Origin of the sequence: Enterobacter cloacae complex sp. CARB60, from assembly GCF_036487345.1 — a bacterium.
Classification (GTDB): domain Bacteria; phylum Pseudomonadota; class Gammaproteobacteria; order Enterobacterales; family Enterobacteriaceae; genus Enterobacter; species Enterobacter asburiae_D.
Map to the genome: position 1 here is coordinate 2,627,806 of NZ_JAZKLC010000002.1, position 20,005 is coordinate 2,647,810.

The window sequence follows — 20,005 nt, forward strand, 5'->3', positions numbered from 1 at the left end:
GCGCACTTTAACCAGAAAAGAGTGCGACCATGATTGATACACGCCTGCCTTTAACTGATATTCATCGTCACCTTGACGGTAACATTCGTGCCCAAACCATCCTCGATCTTGGCCGCCAGTTCAATTTAACGCTTCCTGCGCAGACGCTTGAGTCGTTGATCCCGCACGTACAGGTGACCTCCAATGAACCGGACCTGGTCAGCTTCCTGAGCAAACTCGACTGGGGCGTGAAGATGCTGGCCTCGCTGGATGCCTGCCGCCGCGTGGCGTTTGAGAACATTGAAGATGCGGCCCGTAACGGCCTGCATTACGTCGAGCTGCGCTTCTCGCCGGGCTACATGGCGATGACCCACAACCTGCCCGTTGCGGGCGTGGTGGAAGCCGTCATTGAAGGCGTCCGTGAAGGGTGTAAAACTTTCGACGTTCAGGCCCGTCTGATTGGCATTATGAGCCGCACGTTCGGCGAAGCCGCCTGCCTGCAGGAGCTGGAAGCGCTGCTGGCCCATCGCGATGCCATCACCGCCGTCGACCTCGCCGGCGACGAGCTGGGCTTCCCGGGCAGTCTGTTCCTCTCCCACTTCAACCGCGCGCGCGATGCCGGTTGGCACATTACCGTGCACGCAGGTGAAGCGGCAGGCCCGGAAAGCATCTGGCAGGCCATCCGCGAGCTGGGCGCCGAGCGTATCGGTCACGGCGTGAAGGCAGTAGAAGATCGCGCCCTGATGGATTTCCTGGCGGAGCAGCGTATCGGGATTGAGTCGTGCCTGACGTCTAACATTCAGACCAGCACCGTGGCAACGCTGGCGCATCATCCGCTGAAAACGTTCCTCGAGCACGGCGTGCTGGCCTCGCTGAACACCGACGACCCGGCGGTTCAGGGCGTGGATATCATCCACGAGTACAACATCGCCGCACCGCAGGCGGGTCTGAGCCGCGAGCAGATCCGTCAGGCGCAGATCAACGGGCTGGAAATTGCCTTCCTGACGCCTGAAGAGAAGCAGGCGCTGAAAGATAAAGTGGCTCGCGGTTAACACCGTTGCCGGGTGGCGCTGACGCTTACCCGGCCTACAAAACGTTTAAATTTATGCCAGACAGAGCGTGGCGCGATGTTTGGCAGATTCGATACCCAGCTCGATCAGCTCCATGATCTGAATCGCCTGGCTGGCCGGAACCGGATTTTCTCCCGTGCCGTTCAGCGCATCGCGGATGGCCGCATAATAGGCCGGATAGTTGCCCGGGATCGTCAGCAAGGTCTCCTCTACCAGCTCCTCACCTTCCACCCGCGTTACCACGCCGTCGCGCATATCATAGCCCCAGTCTTCCTGCGGCAAACGTTCACCGCTTTTCAGTCGGTCCTCCTGCGGATCGAGACCAAACTTCACGTAGCTCCCGCGCGTGCCGTGAATAATATAGCGGGCCGATTCTGCGGCCGCGGCCATCGTGCCGTGCAGCACTATTCGCCGCTGCGGGTAACTTAATACAGCGTGGAAGTAATCGGTCGTCTGCGCTCCGGGCCTGAGCTGGGCCAGATCGACAGTCATGCTCACCGGCAGACCAAAAAGATTGACGGCCTGATCGAGCAGATGCGGGGCTAAATCGTACCAGATACCGCTGCCCGGACCGGCCTGCTCGCGCCAGCGGTTTCTTACCTGCGGTCGGAAGCGGTCAAAGTGCGATTCAAAAAAGAGGATCTCCCCTAGCGTGCCCTCACTGAGAAGCCTTTTTACCGTCAAAAAATCGCTGTCCCAGCGGCGGTTATGGAATACCGACAGCAGCCTGCCCAGGCTCTTTGCCAGCGCATCCAGCTCGCGAGCCTGAGACAGCGTGACGGTAAAGGGCTTATCGACAACCACGTGCTTACCGGCTTCCAGCGCGGCCTTTGCCAGCGGAAAGTGGGTGTCGTTCGGCGTGGGGATGACGATCAAATCAATATTTGGATCGTTGAAAAGGTGTTTTGGCTCAGAGACAACCGGCACGGAAGGCCAGTCGGCATGAACTTTAGCGGCATCGCTGCTGGATACCGCCGCCAGCGCCATCCCCGGCGTCCCGGCTATCAGAGGCGCATGAAACGTTTTGCTCGCGTACCCGTAGCCGATAAGCCCGACGCGGATATTATCACTCATAGTGCCATCCTCTTTTATGACGTTCTTATTTCACACTGGCTAACCTGACATGACCACAGATTAATAATGTGCCATATGACTTAAAATAGCAGGTTGTACGGGTTGTTTTTGTTACATAGTATTAACCTACTGATTTTGTTTAAGGGAACCGTTCCCAAAGCGCTTGCCGTCGGGGAAACGTCGCTGTAACATTTGCGCCCTGTATTTATGGATAAAGTACAATTACGAATCATGACGTCAATTATTAATCGAATCATTGAATTAGCGGGATGGATTGTCCTTGGGGTTTCGGTCATTTTGCTGGGCGTTGCCAGCCATATCGATAACTACCAGCCGCCGGAGCCTGTCACAGTCGCCCAACCTAAGTAACCGGTTACTGCAATAAAGAGTGACATAATATGTCAGTTACTTATTGCCAGCCCTGGTGAACACGGTTAACCTTCTCTTCCAGGCATCGTCTGATGCCTGAATTTCAGCAAAGAAAACTCCTAATTTCGTCGCGTTACCTGAGTGGGCTGTTTACGTCTTTATTAATCCGTTTATTATTCGAACGAATTACCTTAACTGGTATTACTCACTTTTATATGGAAACTTATTAATATGACAGTTCAGGACTATTTATTAAAATTTCGCAAGATCAATTCGCTTGAGAGCCTGGAAAAACTGTTTGACCATCTGAACTACACCCTGTCGGATAATCAGGACATCATTAATATGTATCGCGCCGCTGACCATCGCCGTGCGGAGCTGGTTTCCGGTGGTCGTTTGTTCAACGTCGGTGAAGTGCCTAAGTCCGTGTGGCGTTACGTTTTATAAGAAAGTAGCCATCCGCGCGAAATGTTATATACTCTCCGCCCTGCAAACTGGCTGTACAACATTTCGCGCAGATTATGGGAGAGTTCATGACCGCAACGCCTGGAGAACGCATTGGAGGCTGGTTAATCGCCCCACTGGCATGGCTGCTGGTTGCCTTATTAAGCGCATCACTTGCGCTGCTGCTGTATACCACCGCACTGGTTACCCCTCACGCCATCCAGACCCTGATGTCGCAAAGCGTGCTGAATATTGCGATGTGGTTTGTGTCGTTCGTTTTCGCAATTGGAATGTGGTACTACACGCTGTGGCTGACCATTGCCTTCTTTAAGCGCCGCAAGAGTGTGCCGAAGCATTACATCATCTGGCTGCTGATTTCGGTCCTGCTGGCGGTGAAAGCGTTTGCTTTTTCGCCCGTTTCAGACGCTCTGGCCGTTCGTCAGCTGCTTTTCCCACTGCTGGCCGCGGCGCTGCTGGTGCCCTATTTCAAGCGTTCGACGCGGGTGAAAAACACCTTCGTGAACCCGTAATAACCCTACAGATAACCTGTTGTCGCCTGCGTTGGTTTGTCCGATAATAGGCGGCTTTTTTATTTCAGGCTAAATAATGACCGATTACTTACTGCTCTTTGTCGGCACCGTGCTGGTTAACAACTTCGTTCTGGTGAAGTTCCTTGGCCTGTGCCCGTTTATGGGCGTTTCCAAAAAGCTGGAAACGGCAATGGGTATGGGGCTGGCGACGACCTTCGTGATGACGCTGGCGTCCATCTGCGCGTGGTGGATCGATACCTGGATCCTCATCCCGCTGGGGTTGACCTATCTTCGTACGCTGGCCTTTATTCTGGTTATCGCGGTGGTGGTGCAATTTACCGAAATGGTGGTGCGCAAAACCAGCCCGGCGCTTTATCGCCTGCTGGGTATCTTCCTGCCGCTGATCACCACCAACTGCGCCGTTCTCGGCGTAGCGCTGCTGAACATCAACCTTGGCCATAACTTTATGCAGTCGGCGCTGTATGGTTTTTCTGCGGCAGTCGGTTTCTCCCTGGTCATGGTGCTGTTCGCCTCCATTCGCGAGCGCCTGGCAGCAGCGGATATTCCTGCGCCCTTCCGCGGTAACGCGATTGCGCTGGTGACCGCAGGTTTAATGTCTCTGGCCTTTATGGGCTTTAGTGGTCTGGTGAAGTTGTAATGAATGCTATCTGGATTGCCATCGCCTCTATCAGCGTTCTGGGGTTGGTGTTTGGCCTTATCCTGGGTTACGCCTCCCGTCGTTTCGCGGTAGAGGACGATCCTGTTGTTGAGAAAATTGATGAGCTTCTGCCGCAAAGCCAGTGCGGGCAGTGTGGCTACCCCGGCTGCCGCCCCTATGCCGAAGCGGTAGGGATTCAGGGTGAAAAAATTAACCGCTGCGCCCCCGGCGGCGAAGCGGTGATGCTGAAAATCGCGACCCTGCTTAACGTTGATCCGCAGCCCGTTGACGGCGATGCGGACGTGCAGGAGCCGGTCCGAGCCCTGGCCGTGATCGACGAAGCCAACTGCATCGGCTGCACCAAATGTATTCAGGCCTGCCCGGTTGACGCCATTGTTGGCGCCACCCGCGCTATGCACACCGTCGTGGCGGACCTCTGCACCGGCTGTAACCTCTGCGTGGCCCCCTGCCCGACGCAATGTATCGAGCTGCGCCCGGTTGAAACGACTACCGAAAGCTGGAAGTGGGATCTTCAAGCCATTCCGGTTCGCAATATTCCTGTGGAACAACATGCTTAAGTTATTTTCTGCTTTCAGAAAAGAGAAGATCTGGGACTTTGACGGCGGTATTCATCCACCGGAAATGAAAACCCAGTCCAACGGCACGCCGCTGCGTCAAATTCCGCTGGCGACGCGTTACGTTATGCCGCTCAAGCAGCATATTGGCGCTGAGGGTGAGCTGTGCGTGAAAGAAGGCGATACGGTTCTTCGCGGTCAGCCGCTGACCTTTGGGCGCGGACGCATGCTGCCGGTGCACGCGCCAACCTCGGGTAAGGTGGTCGCCATTGCCCCGCATACGGTGGCGCATCCGTCCGCGCTTTCAGAACTGAGCGTTATTATTGAAGCCGACGGCGAAGACCGCTGGATTGACCGTGACGGCTGGAGCGACTACCGCGCCCACAGCCGCGAAGCGCTTATCGAGCGAATTCATCAGTTCGGCGTCGCCGGGCTGGGTGGCGCGGGCTTCCCGACCGGCGTCAAGCTGCGCGGCGGTGGCGATAACATTCAGACGTTGATTATCAACGCCGCCGAGTGCGAGCCGTATATCACCGCTGACGATCGTCTGATGCAGGACTGTGCCGCCCAGGTGGTGGAAGGCATCCGCATCCTTGCGCACATTCTGCAGCCGCGGGAAGTGCTGATTGGTATTGAAGACAATAAACCGCAGGCTATCTCTATGCTGCGCGCCGTGCTGGCCGGTAGCCATGATATTAGCCTGCGCGTTATCCCGACCAAGTACCCTTCTGGCGGTGCAAAACAGCTGACGCAAATTCTCACCGGCAAGCAGGTCCCGCACGGCGGACGCTCTTCGGATATCGGCGTGCTGATGCAAAACGTCGGCACCGCTTATGCCGTGAAGCGCGCGGTGATTGACGGCGAACCGTTAACCGAGCGCGTGGTGACGCTGACCGGGGAATCGATTTCTCGTCCGGGCAACGTCTGGGCGCGTCTGGGTACGCCGGTGCGCCATCTGCTGGAGCAGGCTGAGTTTTGCCCGGGCAGCGACCAGATGGTGATCATGGGCGGCCCGCTGATGGGCTTTACCCTGCCGTGGCTGGACGTTCCGGTAGTGAAAATCACCAACTGTCTGCTCGCGCCTTCCCCGACCGAGATGGGCGAAGAGCAGGAAGAGAAAGGCTGCATCCGCTGTAGCGCCTGCGCCGATGCCTGCCCGGCGGACCTGCTGCCGCAGCAGCTGTACTGGTACAGCAAAGGCCAGTTGCACGACAAGGCAAAAGCCCATAACCTGGCCGACTGCATCGAATGCGGCGCCTGCGCCTGGGTCTGCCCAAGCAACATCCCGCTGGTGCAGTATTTCCGCCAGGAGAAAGCTGAGATTTATGCCATCTCTATGGAAGAAAAACGCGCTGCGGAAGCCAAAGCGCGCTTCGAAGCGCGCCAGGCGCGACTGGAACGCGAAAAAGTCGCCCGTCAGGAACGCCATAAGCAGGCCGCCGTTCAGCCTGCCGAAAAAGATCAGGATGCCATTAACGCCGCGCTGGCGCGCGTTCGCGAGAAAAAAGCGACCGCGGCACAGCCTGTGGTGATCCCGGCGGGTGAGAAACCTGATAACAGCGAAGCCATCGCCGCGCGTGAGGCACGTAAGGCCGCAGCGCGCGCCCGTCAGGCTGAAAAAGCGCAAACGGTCAAGGCAGATGCTGAGGTCGACCCGCGTAAAGCCGCCGTTGAGGCAGCGATAGCCCGGGCCAAAGCCCGCAAAGCCGGTGAGCAAAGCGTGGTCGTCGAGCAGGATACGGTCGATCCACGCAAAGCGGCCGTTGAAGCGGCGATTGCCCGCGCCAAAGCGCGCAAAGCAGCGCAGCAGGCCCCTGTGGCAGAACCCGAAGCACCGGTCGACCCGCGCAAAGCCGCCGTCGAAGCGGCCATTGCTCGCGCCAAAGCCCGTAAGGCGGCGCAGCAGGAAGAGCAACCGCAGGCCGCCAACGACGACCCGCGCAAGGCCGCCGTTGCCGCCGCCATTGCGCGCGTTCAGGCGAAGAAAGCCGCACAGCAAGCAGTTAACGAGGATTAAATGGTTTTCAGAATCGCAAGCTCCCCTTACACCCACAATCAGCGCCAGACATCGCGCATCATGATGCTGGTCTGCCTGGCGGCGCTGCCGGGCATTGTCGTTCAGTGCTGGTTTTTCGGCTGGGGAACCCTGTTCCAGATAATCCTGGGCTGTGCCAGCGCCCTGGCGGCGGAAGCCCTTGTGCTTAAGCTGCGCAAGGCGGCTGTCTCCCGCATTCTTGCCGACAACTCCGCGCTGCTGACCGGCCTGCTGCTGGCCATCAGTATCCCGCCGTTTGCACCGTGGTGGATGGTGGTTCTCGGGACCGTTTTCGCCGTGATTATTGCCAAACAGCTGTATGGTGGCCTGGGCCATAACCCGTTTAACCCGGCGATGATTGGCTACGTGGTGCTGCTGATCTCCTTCCCGGTGCAGATGACCAGCTGGCTGCCACCGCACGAGATTGCCGCCACGGTTCCGGGCTTTATGGATGCCCTGCACGTTATCTTTACCGGCCATACGGCGCTCGGCGCTGATATGAACGCGCTGCGCATGGGCGTGGACGGCATTAGCCAGGCGACGCCTCTCGATACCTTTAAAACGTCCCTGCACGCCGGGCACAGCGTTGAGCAGATCATGAAATCCGCGATCTACAGCGGCGTGCTGGCGGGCGCAGGCTGGCAGTGGGTCAACCTTGCGTATCTGCTGGGCGGCCTGTTCCTGCTGCAGCAGAAAGCCATTCGCTGGCATATTCCGGTCAGCTTCCTCGTGACGCTGGCGGTTTGCGCGACGCTGGGATGGGTCTTCTCTCCTGAATCACTGGCCAGCCCGCAGATGCATTTGCTCTCCGGTGCGACCATGTTAGGTGCCTTCTTTATCCTGACGGATCCGGTTACGGCGTCAACGACTAACCGCGGCCGCCTGATCTTCGGCGCGCTGGCGGGCCTGCTGGTATGGCTCATCCGCAGCTTTGGCGGTTACCCGGACGGCGTGGCGTTTGCCGTCCTGCTTGCCAACATTACCGTTCCGCTCATCGACTATTACACGCGCCCGCGCGTGTATGGCCATCGCTAAGGGTTTCGCCATGTTAAAAACGATGCAAAAACACGGCGTTACGCTGGCTGTCTTCGCCGCGGTCCTGACGGGGCTGACGGCACTGGTTAATGCGCTGACCAAAACGACCATCGAAGAGCAGGCTTCAAAGCAGCAAAAGGCGCTCTTCGATCAGGTCATCCCGTCAGATTTCTACGATAATGACCTGCAAAAAAGCTGCTTTGTGGTAGACGCGCCGCAGCTTGGGAAAGGCGCGCACCGTGTCTTTATCGCCCGCAAAGGGGATAAACCGGTAGGCGCAGTGATGGAAGCGACGGCGCCCGACGGCTATTCCGGCGCCATTCAACTGCTTGTCGGCAGCGATTTCACCGGCACGATACTGGGTACACGCGTGACGGAACATCATGAGACGCCGGGTCTTGGCGATAAAATAGAAACCCGGCTGAGCGACTGGATTTTGCACTTCGCCGGTAAAGTTATCCATGGCGAAGGTGACACCGCGTTTGCGGTGAAGAAAGATGGCGGCGAGTTCGACCAGTTTACCGGCGCGACCATCACGCCGCGCGCCGTGGTGAACGCCGTAAAACGAGCCGGGCTGTATGCTGAAACGCTGCCCGCGCAAATCAACAATCTTCCGGCCTGTGGAGAGTAATCATGAGCCAGGTTAAAGAGGTTATTGTCCAGGGGTTGTGGAAGAACAACTCCGCGCTGGTACAGCTTCTGGGAATGTGCCCGCTGCTGGCGGTAACGTCCACCGCCACCAACGCGCTCGGTCTGGGTCTGGCAACCACGCTGGTACTGACCCTGACCAACCTCTCCATCTCCGCCCTGCGCCGCTGGACGCCGTCGGAAATTCGTATTCCGATTTACGTCATGATCATTGCGTCGGTGGTCAGTATCGTCCAGATGCTGATTAACGCCTACGCGTTCGGCCTGTACCAGTCGCTCGGGATCTTTATTCCCCTTATCGTCACCAACTGTATCGTCGTCGGGCGGGCGGAAGCCTTTGCGGTGAAAAATAGCCCCGCCATGTCGGCACTGGATGGGTTTTCCATTGGCATGGGTGCCACGTGCGCCATGTTCGTGCTGGGCTCGCTGCGCGAGATCCTCGGAAACGGTACGCTGTTTGACGGCGCAGATGCGCTGCTCGGCGGCTGGGCCAAAGCGCTGCGCGTTGAAGTGTTCCACACCGATACGCCATTCCTGCTGGCGATGCTGCCGCCTGGCGCATTTATTGGCCTTGGCATGATGCTGGCGATAAAATACCTGATTGATGAGAAACGTAAGCGCCGCGCGGCTGAGCGTAGCGTTATGGAAGGGACACCCGAGAAGGCTTCATGAATAAAGAAAAGCGCATTGCGATCCTGACCCGTCTGCGGGACGAGAACCCGCACCCGACGACGGAGCTGAATTTTACCTCCCCGTTTGAGCTGCTGATCGCCGTGTTGCTCTCCGCGCAGGCTACCGATGTGAGCGTCAATAAAGCCACTGCCCTGCTCTATCCGGTCGCCAATACGCCGAAAGCCATGCTGGAGCTGGGCGTGGAAGGCGTGAAGTCCTATATCAAAACCATCGGCCTGTTTAACAGCAAAGCTGAGAACGTCATTAAGACCTGCCGGATCCTGCTGGAACAGCACGGCGGCGAAGTGCCGGAGGACCGCGCTGCGCTTGAGGCCTTACCGGGCGTGGGGCGTAAAACCGCGAACGTGGTGCTCAACACCGCGTTTGGCTGGCCCACTATCGCCGTGGATACGCATATCTTTCGCGTGTCCAACCGGACTAACTTCGCGCCGGGGAAAAACGTCGAGCAGGTCGAAGAGAAGCTGCTAAAAGTGGTTCCACCCGAATTTAAGGTTGATTGCCATCACTGGCTGATTCTGCACGGCCGTTATACCTGTATTGCCCGTAAGCCTCGCTGCGGCTCCTGCATTATTGAAGATCTCTGCGAATACAAAGAAAAAGTATATCCCTGATCGTCGCAATCCCATGCCAAAAGAAGGGCTATCGAACGTTCTTCTTTTGGCCGTTATTTGTCCGTCTTTCGCTTCCCCTGACCTGTCACTTATTCGGCTGTTTAACGCTCAAACAGGTTAATACTTTTTTTATAGCCAAAAATTTCTATATATCTGTGATCGAGATCACCCTGATAACTTCATGTTGAGTTTTTGTTGTCAAAATCCGCTTAAACCCTTTGTCTGACAAGATACTCCCCTCCCCCTACCGAAGATAAGACCAGCTATTTTTCAGAATATGGGCTATATCAATGCATGAAGCGGCAAATAGCAGAACATATCGCCAAAAGCCAGTCAGGGAGGGTTATTGCCAGTCGAAAAAACTACCTTTGCTCATGGTGTGAAATTTAACGCTGAATAACATTTATATGAACCGACGATTATACCACCCCAGATATATGTAACAGATTATTACAAACGTATTGCCAGATGGGACAGGATAGTGAACATTACCCGCCGTTTCTCCTCCCAATATAACTATAAGGCGTATGGGCTACGGCCATCACGCTATGAACACCCCCGTTAATATGGGATGTAAAAAAAGAGGTATATGTGTCTACTGCAAACAATAAACCAACAGATGAAAGCGTGAGTCTTAACGCTTTTAAACAGCCTAAAGCGTTCTATCTCATCTTCTCTATCGAGTTATGGGAGCGTTTTGGTTATTACGGCCTGCAAGGGATCATGGCGGTTTACCTGGTAAAACAGCTGGGTATGTCCGAAGCCGATTCCATCACGCTGTTCTCCTCCTTCAGTGCTCTGGTGTACGGTCTGGTCGCTATTGGCGGCTGGCTGGGTGATAAAGTCCTTGGGACTAAACGTGTCATCATGCTGGGCGCCATTGTTCTGGCGGTTGGCTATGGTCTGGTTGCATGGTCAGGGCATGATGCCGCTGTCGTGTATATGGGTATGGCGACGATTGCCGTCGGTAACGGTCTGTTCAAAGCGAACCCGTCCTCCCTGCTTTCTACCTGCTACAACAAAGACGATCCGCGCCTGGACGGTGCATTTACCATGTACTACATGTCCATCAACATCGGTTCGTTCTTCTCAATGCTGGCAACCCCATGGCTCGCGGCGAAATTCGGCTGGAGCGTGGCGTTTGCGCTGAGCTTCGTGGGTATGCTGATTACCGTGGTGAACTTCCTGTTCTGCCGCAGCTGGGTTAAAGACTACGGTTCAAAACCTGACTTCGAGCCTGTGCATATGGGCAAACTGCTGGCGACCATCGTGGGCGTGGTGATCCTTGCCGCGGTCGCTACCTGGCTGCTGCACAACCAGGGTATCGCACGTGCCGTTCTGGGCGTGGTTGCGCTGGGTATCGTGGTCATCTTTGCGAAAGAAGCGTTCGCCATGCAGGGCGCTGCCCGTCGTAAGATGATTGTGGCGTTCATTCTGATGCTGGAAGCGATTATCTTCTTCGTGCTGTACAGCCAGATGCCAACTTCCCTGAACTTCTTCGCTATCCGTAACGTTGAACATTCAATCCTCGGTATCGCGTTCGAACCTGAGCAGTTCCAGGCTCTGAACCCGTTCTGGATCATGATTGGTTCCCCGATTCTAGCCGCTATCTATAACAAGATGGGCGACCGTCTGCCAATGCCGCACAAGTTCGCCGTGGGCATGGTGCTGTGTTCTTGCGCCTTCCTGGTGCTGCCGCTGGGTACCAAATTTGCCACCGACGCCGGTATCGTGTCCGTTAACTGGCTGATCCTGAGCTACGCGCTGCAGTCTATCGGCGAACTGATGATCTCCGGTCTGGGCCTTGCGATGGTTGCACAGCTGGTGCCGCAGCGTCTGATGGGCTTCATTATGGGTAGCTGGTTCCTGACCACTGCGGGTGCGGCAATCATTGCAGGTAAGATTGCCAACCTGATGGCGGTTCCGGAAAACGTGACTGACCCACTGCTTTCCCTGAACGTCTACGGTACCGTGTTCATGCAGATTGGTATCGCGACTGCGGTTATTGCGGTTCTGATGCTGCTGACCGCACCGAAACTGAACCGTATGACTCAGGACGACGACAAGACCGCTAAAGCGACCAACACCGCTACCGCGTGATTTCCGTGAGAAACGACTGACCAGAAGCCGCTAATGCATTAGCGGCTTTTTTTTTATCCGTTTGGGCACTAACATAGCTGGAACCTCAGCAAAAAGGAGTTACCGATGAAACTGTTCTACAAACCGGGCGCGTGCTCTCTTGCTTCCCATATCACCCTGCGCGAGAGCGGCAAAGATTTTACGCTGGATGGCGTTGATCTGATGAAAAAACGTCTGGAAAACGGTGATGATTTTCTTGCCATCAACCCGAAAGGACAAGTTCCGGCGCTCCTGCTGGATGACGGTACCCTGCTGACCGAAGGCGTGGCGATTATGCAGTTCCTGGCCGATAGCGTACCCGATCGCCATCTGCTGGCGCCGGTCAGTACCATTTCTCGCTATAAAACGCTGGAATGGCTGAACTACATTGCGACCGAACTGCACAAAGGGTTTACGCCGCTGTTCCGCCCGGATACGCCAGAGGAGTTCAAACCGACCCTGCGCGCGCTTCTTGAGAAAAAGCTGCAGTACGTTAATGCATCGCTGAAAGACGATCAGTGGATTGCGGGTTCGCGCTTCACGATTGCCGATGCGTACCTGTTCACCGTGCTGCGCTGGGCGCGCGCGGTTAAGCTGAACCTGGAAGGGTTAGACCATATTGCATCGTATATGAAACGCGTCGCAGAGCGCCCTGCGGTGGCTGCGGCGCTGAAAGCGGAAGGTCTTAGCTAATATCGCCCGGCGGCGCTGCGCTTGCACGGGCCCACGGGTTTTGTAGGCCGGGTAAGCGCAGCGCCACCCGGCATCGTTTAAAGCTGGGTTGCGCTGAAATAGTGCTCCGGCTTCGCGATACGATCCTGTGCCGCAACCACCTGCAGTTCATATTCCTGCATCTCTTTCGTCGCAATCATGATTTCGTACACCGCCGCGGTAACGTGCTCCAGCGCGTCACGTATCGTCGCCCCTTGAAGTAATTTCACCAACAGCAGACCGCTGGTGACATCCCCGACCCCAACCGGCTGGCGGTGGCCAAAATCCACCAGCGGACGGCTGATATGCCAGGCGTCATCTTTCGTCACCAGAAGCATCTCAAAACGGTCCTGGCTCAGCCCTGCGCGCGCAAGGTGTTTTACCAGCACAACTTCAGGCCCCTGAGCGATCAGTTCACGAGACGCGCTTACCGCCTCTTCTACGCTGTTAACCGGACGCTCGCAGAGAATTTCGAGTTCGACCAGGTTTGGCGCAATGATATCGCTGGCGGGCAGCGCGTGGCGGACGTGAAACTCTGCAACGCCTGGCGCCACGATACAGCCTTTCTCCGGATGGCCCATAACGGGGTCGCAGAAGTATTTTGCCGACGGGTTTGCGGCTTTCACCTGGCGCACGATGCCGAGGATATGCTCCCCCTGCTCCGCTGAGCCGAGGTAACCGCTCAGCACGGCGTCACAGCGTTTGAGCTGGTCGATATCGGCAATACCCTGCACAACCTCGGTGAGGTGCGAAGGCGGCATCACGCAGCCGGTCCATTTGCCGTATTGCGTGTGGTTAGAGAACTGCACGGTATTAAGGGGCCAGACGTTGACGCCGAGGCGACGCATCGGGAATTCCGCGGCGCTATTGCCCGCGTGTCCAAAAACAACGTGGGACTGAATGGCGAGGATGTTCTTCATTTTTTTCTTACCAAACCCTGAAAAAACAAAAAGGGGCGTGGTTTCCCACGCCCCCTGGAGACTGTTAATTACTTCCAGCAGACAAGGCAGTAGTTCTTCTTGCCGCGACGCAGCAGCGTGTAGCGACCATACAGACGGTCGCCGTCAACGAAGGTATATTCCGGGTCGGCCTGTTTCTCACCGTTGATGGTGATAGCGTTGGACGCGATGGTTTTACGCGCCTGACCGCGGGAAGGCTGGAGCTCAGAGTCCACCAGCGCCTGCATCAGGTCAGCCCCTTTTTCCATCTCAACCATCGGCACGCCGTCCTGCGCCAGCTGTTCGAAGTCCGCTTCGCTCAGATCGCTCAGGGTACCGTTGAACAGGCTTGCGGTAATGCGTTTTGCCGCGGCCAGACCTTCTTCACCGTGAACCAGTTTGGTCACTTCGTCCGCCAGCACGTACTGAGCGCGCGGCGCTTTACCGCTGTTCTTGTCTTCTTCTTCCAGCGCGTTGATCTCTTCAATGTCCATAAAGGTGAAGAACTTCAGGAAGCGGTAAACATCGGCATCCGCCGTGTTGATCCAGAACTGGTAGAATTTGTACGGGCTGGTTTTCTTCGGATCGAGCCACACCGCGCCGCCTTCGGTTTTACCAAATTTGGTGCCGTCGGCCTTGGTGATCAGCGGAACGGTCAGACCGAAGACCTGATTCTGGTGCAGACGACGGGTCAGGTCGATACCGGAGGTGATGTTACCCCACTGATCGGAACCGCCAATCTGCAGGGAAACGCCATGCAGTTTGTTCAGGCAGGCAAAGTCATAACCCTGCAGCAGGTTGTAGGAGAACTCGGTAAAGGAGATACCCTGGTCGTCGCGGTTCAGACGCTGCTTCACGGCCTCTTTGTTAATCATCTGGTTAACAGAGAAGTGCTTGCCGATATCACGCAGGAAGGTCAGCACGTTCATGCCACCAAACCAGTCGTAGTTGTTCGCGGCAATGGCGGCGTTATCACCACAGTTGAAGTCGAGGAACGGTGCAACCTGTTTGCGGATCTTATCCACCCACTCCTGCACGGTATCTTCGGTATTCAGTTTACGCTCAGCGGCTTTAAAGCTTGGGTCACCAATCAGACCGGTCGCGCCGCCCACCAGGGCAACAGGCTTATGGCCCGCCATCTGGAAGCGTTTCAGGCATAACAATGGAACAAGATGCCCCAAATGCAAGCTGTCAGCGGTGGGGTCGAAGCCGCAATAGAGCGCGATCGGGCCTTGCGCCAGTCGCTCTGCTAACGCTTCCTCGTCCGTCACCTGGGCCACGAGGCCCCGCTCTTGCAATTGTTTAATCAAGTTACTGCTTGCCATCAAATTCTCCATGTATAAACGACTGCACCTTTGCCGGTACACGACTTTTCGCCTGATGCGAAAGGACCATAGAATAAAGCGCAAGCGCGGTGTGCGCTAGCGCTTAAATCAACAAATTTCGGGGATTACGGTGCCAGTCTGTCGATTTTCCAGCCGCCATTGTCGCGCTGGTATAAAAAGCGGTCGTGCAGGCGATGTTCGCCCCCCTGCCAGAACTCCATCTGCTCAATCGGGATACGGAAACCGCCCCAGAAGCTTGGCAGGGGAATTTCACCCTGCTGGAACTTCTGTTTCAGCTCCAGGAATTTACTTTCCAGCACGCCGCGGGCAGAAATTCGGCTGGACTGTTTTGATACCCAGGCACCAATCTGGCTGTCACGCGGACGGCTGTGGAAATACTTCACCACTTCCAGCGTCGAAAGACGTTCCGCCTTGCCGGTGACCATCACCTGACGTTCCAGCATGTGCCAGGGGAACAGCAGGCTGATACGCGGATTGTTTTCCAAATGGTGCGCTTTGCGGCTGCCAAGGTTGGTATAGAACACCAGGCCTTTCTCGTCATAATGCTTGAGCAAAACGATGCGCTGATACGGTTGACCGTTTTCATCAACCGTCGCGACAACCATGGCCGTTGGGTCGGCAAGTTTCGCTTCGCAGGCCTGTTTCAGCCAGCGTTCAAAAAGCACGAGGGGTTCAGCGGGAAGATCCTGGCGACGCAGGCCGCCTTTGGTGTATTCACGGCGCAGATGCGCAATTTGCTGCAGTTCGTCGTTATCTGACATGGCGTTAGCTGACATTGAGAGTGGGTGGCGCTATTGTGCGCCGCCCCTGTAAAAATCTCAACGCTTCGGATTTTCAAGCTGGCAATTGTTCAGCACGATGCGGTCGCGTTTGTAGACCGTAGCGCTGTCGCCTTTCGACCAGAAGACGTAGATACCGTCGGTATAGCGTGCGCCAGAGGCCGACATGCCCTGCTTCAGCGTCAGCAGTTTATTGTCGTAAACAAAGCTGGCCTCCTGGCGTGGGTTATTCAGCTTCACGGTCAGCGGTTTTTCGTCGCAGCGATACTCCAGCGTATCGGTCTGCATGCGGTCAAGGAGCTGGTTATAGACGCTGCATCCTGACAGCAATAAAGGCGCGGCAATAAGAAGAAGTTTTTTCATGGGCGTATTCCGAAGACTTTCCTGGTCCTGGAGGGCATGGCTGCCCTCCTATTTCGTTCCATTCTAACGACGACACGCCGCGCTGAATTTCAGTTAACTCTGATTATGACGAGGATTTGCCGGGAAAATCGCCCCGAGGACGCTCGCCTCACGAGCACCGGTTACCGACGGCAGGTTGCCCGGCAGTCCGGCAACGGTGCGCCAGGCAAGCCAGGCGAAGGCCAGCGCCTCCATATCATCACCGCTGATGCCGGCCTCATCGGTCGTGGTCACTTCGGTTCCCGGCAGTAGACCTGCAAGACGCGCCATCACCAGCGGGTTGCGGCTTCCTCCGCCGCACACCAGCAGGCGTTCGCATCCGCCGCTGAGCAGAACCTGTTCGGAGATCGACACGGCCGTCAGCTCGGCAAGCGTCGCCTGGACATCCTGCGGCGCGAGTGCCGGGAATGGCACCAGCTGACGCTCAAGCCAGCCTAAGTTGAAGTATTCACGCCCCGTGCTCTTAGGGGCCGGAAGGGCAAAATAAGGATCGCTTAGCATCGACTGCAGCAGCGGAAGAATCACTTTCCCGTCGCTCGCCCACTCCGCGTTTTTATCATACGGTTGACCGCACTGACGCCAGATCCAGGCATCCATTAACATATTGCCCGGGCCGGTATCGTAGCCGCGAACGGGCTGCCCCGGGATGAGCATCGACAGGTTGGCAATCCCGCCAATGTTGAGCACCATCCGCCGCTCTGTTGGGTGCGCCAGTAACGCCTGATGGAACGCGGGTACCAGCGGCGCGCCCTGCCCGCCAAGGGCGATATCGCGACGACGGAAATCGCCAACCACCGTCACGCCCGTCTTCGCCACAATCTGGTTGTTATCGCCGATTTGCAGGGTGTGCGGGGCATCTCCGCCGGGCTCATGCCAGACCGTTTGTCCGTGACAGCCGATGGCCACCACGTCCTGCGGGCGAAGATGTTCTTTTTGCATCAAAGCCTGTACCGCATCCGCAAACAGCGCCCCCAGGCGAACATCAAGTTGTCCAAGCTGGGAAAGGGTCAGCTGCTGCCCCTGACAGATACTCAGAATATCCTCTTTCAGTGAAATGGGGATTGGCCAGGTCAGGCTCGCCTGCTGTGCCACCATGTTTTCGTCAATGGCGGCCAGAACTACATCTACCCCATCCAGACTGGTGCCTGACATCACACCAATGTAGCGACCCGATTTCATGCGCTTTCCTTACGTTGCGTGGGCTAAGGATATCCACTCAACCATAAACGGCGCAGCTTTGCCATCCGGCAATAATATTTTTTAACAATGTCAGACGGGTAACACAGGCGGTCCCTGTTTATGTCTCGTTAAGTCAAATTCAAGTACAATTTTCTTATTGTTAGTGCAAAGATATGAACTATGGCTCCTTATGCCATATAATTTAGCCATAACGGATGCCCCCAATCGGGCGTTTTTGGTGAACAGGAGATTCAAATGATTTTACGTGTACTGGGCGTTTCGCTGATTGGTTTAACTCTGGCTGGCTGTGTGAATGACAGTTCACTTTCTGGCGACGTTTACAGCGCTTCTGAAGCGAAACAGGTTCAGAACGTGACTTACGGTACCGTTGTTAACGCACGTCCTGTACAGATCCAGGGTGGTGATGAAAGCAACGTAATGGGTGCAATCGGCGGTGCCGTTCTGGGTGGTTTCCTCGGTAATACCGTCGGTGGCGGTACAGGTCGCTCGCTGGCAACGGCCGCAGGCGCCGTTGCGGGTGGCGTAGCCGGCCAGGGCGTTCAGGGTGCGATGAACAAAACCCAGGGCGTAGAGCTGGAAATCCGTAAAGACGACGGCAGCACTATCATGGTTGTACAGAAACAAGGCAACACCCGCTTCTCTGCAGGCCAGCGCGTTGTTCTGGCAAGCAACGGACGTCAGGTGACCGTTTCCCCACGTTAATTAAAAATGGATGTGGCCATCGGGCCACATCCATTTACAATATACATCACCCTCACAAATATATTTACAAATTATATTCACCCAATCAATTATTAACCACGTCATATATTGTTTCCGCGCAAAGTATTTAGCGCGCTAATTGATTAGACTCTTCGCAATACCCCACCTTAATTCATTATAAAGTCGTTAAAAACGTATATGCTTGCGAATCGTCGTTCACTAAAGAGTCGTTATATCGCGTTCTGCCTCGGTTGCATTGCTGTCATCGGGATATTACAAACTCTGTTTTTAAAACTCGTTGAATGGGTACCTTCCTTTTCACCGCTTTTATTCCCTACGCTCACCATTTTTCTGCTGGTGTTCCACCTGTTTATTGCCTGTTTCATGACGATGAAATACTGGTGTGACAGAAAACGGCTGTATCTGGTGGCAATCGCCTTTGCCTTTGCCGGGTCGGCATTGCTGATGGTCGGAACGCTGTCCAGCTTTCCCGCCTGGCTGGACCTCTATCAGTTCAACGTCGTGAACTACAACGATGCGATGATCTACTATATGTTTCGCCATCTTTTAATGGCGGTGCTCATCATCGTTGCGGCAATACTTTATACCACGCGCAATTATCCCCTTTCACGATTGGCACATATCGCGATTGTGAGCGGCGAATTTCTCTTTACGGCCTGTGCGGTGGGATTAGCCTGGATCTATTCCAGTCATTCACCACTCTTATCAATTGACCTGGTTGATAATGAAACCCGTCAGTTTATGGTTCTCTGGAGCCAGTTCATTAATGTTTCATTAATTGCCCTGTGGGTAGTGACATTAGCAGCGCTGATGTTTATTACGCGCGTACGCAATTTATTCTGGGTGGGCGGTAATTTTTTGTGCGTCTGTTATATCGTCACGCTCTCAATGCTTTTGGTGGGTGGACATGCCGAAGATATCTCCTGGTATCGCGCCCGCTTATTTGAAACCGTCGCCACGCTGCTGCTCATTTTTGTTTTGCTCTACGATGTCTTCAGGCTGTATCGCGACTCGCACGTTAAATACCAGCAGTCTTACCAGAACTCGATTCGCGACCCGCTCACGCGCCTGTATAACCGCAGTTATTTTTATGAATCATTAAAGCAGGCACTGGATATCGCCAACCCCGGCCGCCCTGTTTCCGTCATCGTCAGCGATCTCGATCGCTTCAAGCGTATCAACGACACCTACGGGCATCTTCAGGGCGACAAAGTCCTGCAGTTTGTCGCCAACCTGCTGATGGATTCCGTGCGCCCGCAGGATATCGCGGCCCGCATCGGCGGCGAGGAGTTTGTTCTGATGCTGACCAATACCCCATCAGACGCGGCGTACCATGTGGCTGAACGCATACGGTTACATCTGAGCAGCTTTGATAAGACTAGCAGCGACGGTCAGTTACCGGAGCCGATAACCATCAGCATGGGGGTGTTCACCGCGACGTCACCGACGATAACCGCAGAAGTTTGCGTGGAAAGTGCCGACAAGGCGATGTATGAAGCGAAGGAGACGGGCCGTAACCGTGTGGTCGTCTTTAAGTAAAAAAAAGGCCTTGCTGCTGCAAGGCCTTGTTGTTTGTCAGTCTCGCGACTGCAGCTCATGGATGTTTTGCTCGAGGCGTCCAATGAGGCTGATGAGCATTTCCAGTTCCGCCGGTGAAACACCTGACAGGATTTCACCGCGCGTCTTGGCGATCACGGCTTCCATTTCCGTGATGATAGGCGCCGCTTTCTCGGTGAGTTTAATCCGTTTCGCACGACGATCGCTGGCGCAGGTTTGCCGCGAGATCAACCCCTTCTCTTCCAGCTGGTCAAGCGTCCGCACCAGCGAGGGTTGCTCAATCCCTATCGCTTTTGCCAGTTGAATTTGCGACTGATCGGGCGGCAGCTGATGAATGTTGTGCAGCGTGACCCAATGCGTCTGTGTGAGTTCCAGAGGTTTCAGGCGATGGTCAATCAGAGCACGCCAGACGCGTACCAACCTTGCCAGATCAGAACCTAATGGCGATTCCAATTTCATCTCCTTATAATTAGCTTGCTAAGTTATTATACTGATTTTAGAATAGTGTGC

General features: G+C 55.5%; 22 protein-coding genes. 15 read left to right on the forward strand and 7 right to left on the reverse strand.

Annotated features, from left to right (window positions below; all coding sequences use genetic code 11):
* Window positions 1-29 precede the first annotated feature (29 nt).
* Window positions 30-1,031 carry an adenosine deaminase gene (gene add, locus V4835_RS13455; RefSeq protein WP_045353860.1) on the forward strand — a complete coding sequence of 334 codons (1,002 nt, stop codon included), beginning with the start codon at window positions 30-32 and terminating at the stop codon, window positions 1,029-1,031.
* A 51-nt stretch (window positions 1,032-1,082) separates the two neighbouring features.
* On the opposite strand, the gene V4835_RS13460 is transcribed toward add, so the two are convergent.
* A complete protein-coding gene (locus V4835_RS13460) occupies window positions 1,083-2,123 on the reverse strand; it encodes an oxidoreductase (RefSeq protein ID WP_331412472.1) in 1,041 nt (346 codons plus the stop codon).
* A 243-nt stretch (window positions 2,124-2,366) separates the two neighbouring features.
* On the opposite strand from V4835_RS13460, the gene blr reads away from it, so the two are divergent.
* From blr to gstA, 12 genes are all read left to right on the forward strand, one after another.
* On the forward strand, window positions 2,367-2,492 hold the full coding sequence (gene blr / locus V4835_RS13465; RefSeq protein ID WP_168112406.1) for a division septum protein Blr: 126 nt from the start codon (window positions 2,367-2,369) through the stop codon (window positions 2,490-2,492).
* 231 nt (window positions 2,493-2,723) lie between these two features.
* Window positions 2,724-2,939, forward strand: coding sequence for a transcription modulator YdgT (ydgT, locus tag V4835_RS13470; protein WP_013096896.1), 216 nt, complete (start codon window positions 2,724-2,726; stop codon window positions 2,937-2,939).
* An 86-nt stretch (window positions 2,940-3,025) separates the two neighbouring features.
* Window positions 3,026-3,466, forward strand: coding sequence for a DUF2569 domain-containing protein (locus V4835_RS13475; protein ID WP_023335458.1), 441 nt, complete (start codon window positions 3,026-3,028; stop codon window positions 3,464-3,466).
* Window positions 3,467-3,542: 76 nt separating this feature from the next.
* Window positions 3,543-4,124 (forward strand): electron transport complex subunit RsxA, encoded by a 582-nt coding sequence (gene rsxA, locus V4835_RS13480; RefSeq protein WP_008500564.1) that lies wholly within the window; start codon window positions 3,543-3,545, stop codon window positions 4,122-4,124.
* Window positions 4,124-4,702, forward strand: coding sequence for an electron transport complex subunit RsxB (rsxB, locus tag V4835_RS13485; protein WP_331412473.1), 579 nt, complete (start codon window positions 4,124-4,126; stop codon window positions 4,700-4,702). Before rsxA ends, rsxB begins: the two co-directional genes overlap by 1 nt.
* Complete coding sequence (gene rsxC / locus V4835_RS13490; RefSeq protein ID WP_331412474.1) at window positions 4,695-6,716, forward strand: electron transport complex subunit RsxC; 2,022 nt, start codon at window positions 4,695-4,697, stop codon at window positions 6,714-6,716. The genes rsxB and rsxC overlap by 8 nt, the downstream gene beginning before the upstream one ends.
* Complete coding sequence (rsxD, locus tag V4835_RS13495) at window positions 6,717-7,769, forward strand: electron transport complex subunit RsxD (protein ID WP_331412475.1); 1,053 nt, start codon at window positions 6,717-6,719, stop codon at window positions 7,767-7,769.
* Window positions 7,770-7,779: 10 nt separating this feature from the next.
* Window positions 7,780-8,400 (forward strand): electron transport complex subunit RsxG, encoded by a 621-nt coding sequence (gene rsxG / locus V4835_RS13500; protein WP_063142978.1) that lies wholly within the window; start codon window positions 7,780-7,782, stop codon window positions 8,398-8,400.
* Between the two features lie 2 nt (window positions 8,401-8,402).
* Window positions 8,403-9,089, forward strand: a complete 687-nt coding sequence (locus V4835_RS13505) for an electron transport complex subunit E (RefSeq protein ID WP_331412476.1) — start codon at window positions 8,403-8,405, stop codon at window positions 9,087-9,089.
* Window positions 9,086-9,721, forward strand: coding sequence for an endonuclease III (nth, locus tag V4835_RS13510; protein ID WP_331412477.1), 636 nt, complete (start codon window positions 9,086-9,088; stop codon window positions 9,719-9,721). Before V4835_RS13505 ends, nth begins: the two co-directional genes overlap by 4 nt.
* A 591-nt stretch (window positions 9,722-10,312) precedes the next feature.
* Window positions 10,313-11,821 carry a dipeptide/tripeptide permease DtpA gene (gene dtpA, locus V4835_RS13515; RefSeq protein ID WP_331412478.1) on the forward strand — a complete coding sequence of 503 codons (1,509 nt, stop codon included), beginning with the start codon at window positions 10,313-10,315 and terminating at the stop codon, window positions 11,819-11,821.
* Window positions 11,822-11,926: 105 nt separating this feature from the next.
* Window positions 11,927-12,532, forward strand: a complete 606-nt coding sequence (gstA, locus tag V4835_RS13520; RefSeq protein ID WP_063142974.1) for a glutathione transferase GstA — start codon at window positions 11,927-11,929, stop codon at window positions 12,530-12,532.
* A gap of 77 nt (window positions 12,533-12,609) precedes the next feature.
* On the opposite strand, the gene pdxY is transcribed toward gstA, so the two are convergent.
* The 5 genes from pdxY to anmK all read right to left on the reverse strand — a co-directional run bounded on the left by pdxY (window position 12,610) and on the right by anmK (window position 17,194).
* Window positions 12,610-13,470, reverse strand: a complete 861-nt coding sequence (gene pdxY, locus V4835_RS13525; protein WP_331412479.1) for a pyridoxal kinase PdxY — start codon at window positions 13,468-13,470, stop codon at window positions 12,610-12,612.
* A gap of 68 nt (window positions 13,471-13,538) precedes the next feature.
* Window positions 13,539-14,813: a tyrosine--tRNA ligase gene (tyrS, locus tag V4835_RS13530; protein WP_121423496.1), complete on the reverse strand. Its 1,275-nt coding sequence runs from the start codon at window positions 14,811-14,813 to the stop codon at window positions 13,539-13,541.
* A gap of 125 nt (window positions 14,814-14,938) precedes the next feature.
* Entirely contained in the window at window positions 14,939-15,595 is a 657-nt protein-coding gene (pdxH, locus tag V4835_RS13535; protein WP_028017303.1) for a pyridoxamine 5'-phosphate oxidase, read from the reverse strand.
* A gap of 57 nt (window positions 15,596-15,652) precedes the next feature.
* Window positions 15,653-15,976 (reverse strand): C-type lysozyme inhibitor, encoded by a 324-nt coding sequence (mliC, locus tag V4835_RS13540; RefSeq protein WP_063142971.1) that lies wholly within the window; start codon window positions 15,974-15,976, stop codon window positions 15,653-15,655.
* A 93-nt stretch (window positions 15,977-16,069) separates the two neighbouring features.
* Window positions 16,070-17,194, reverse strand: coding sequence for an anhydro-N-acetylmuramic acid kinase (anmK, locus tag V4835_RS13545; protein WP_331412480.1), 1,125 nt, complete (start codon window positions 17,192-17,194; stop codon window positions 16,070-16,072).
* Window positions 17,195-17,449: 255 nt separating this feature from the next.
* Between anmK and slyB the strand changes: the two genes are divergently transcribed.
* Window positions 17,450-17,917, forward strand: coding sequence for an outer membrane lipoprotein SlyB (gene slyB, locus V4835_RS13550; RefSeq protein WP_063142969.1), 468 nt, complete (start codon window positions 17,450-17,452; stop codon window positions 17,915-17,917).
* A 198-nt stretch (window positions 17,918-18,115) separates the two neighbouring features.
* The gene (locus V4835_RS13555) at window positions 18,116-19,477 is read left to right on the forward strand and encodes a GGDEF domain-containing protein (RefSeq protein ID WP_331412481.1); all 1,362 of its coding nucleotides are present in this window, start codon (window positions 18,116-18,118) and stop codon (window positions 19,475-19,477) included.
* Between the two features lie 36 nt (window positions 19,478-19,513).
* Here V4835_RS13555 and slyA read toward each other — a convergent pair whose 3' ends face one another.
* Window positions 19,514-19,954 carry a transcriptional regulator SlyA gene (gene slyA / locus V4835_RS13560; RefSeq protein ID WP_063142967.1) on the reverse strand — a complete coding sequence of 147 codons (441 nt, stop codon included), beginning with the start codon at window positions 19,952-19,954 and terminating at the stop codon, window positions 19,514-19,516.
* Window positions 19,955-20,005: the final 51 nt, after the last annotated feature.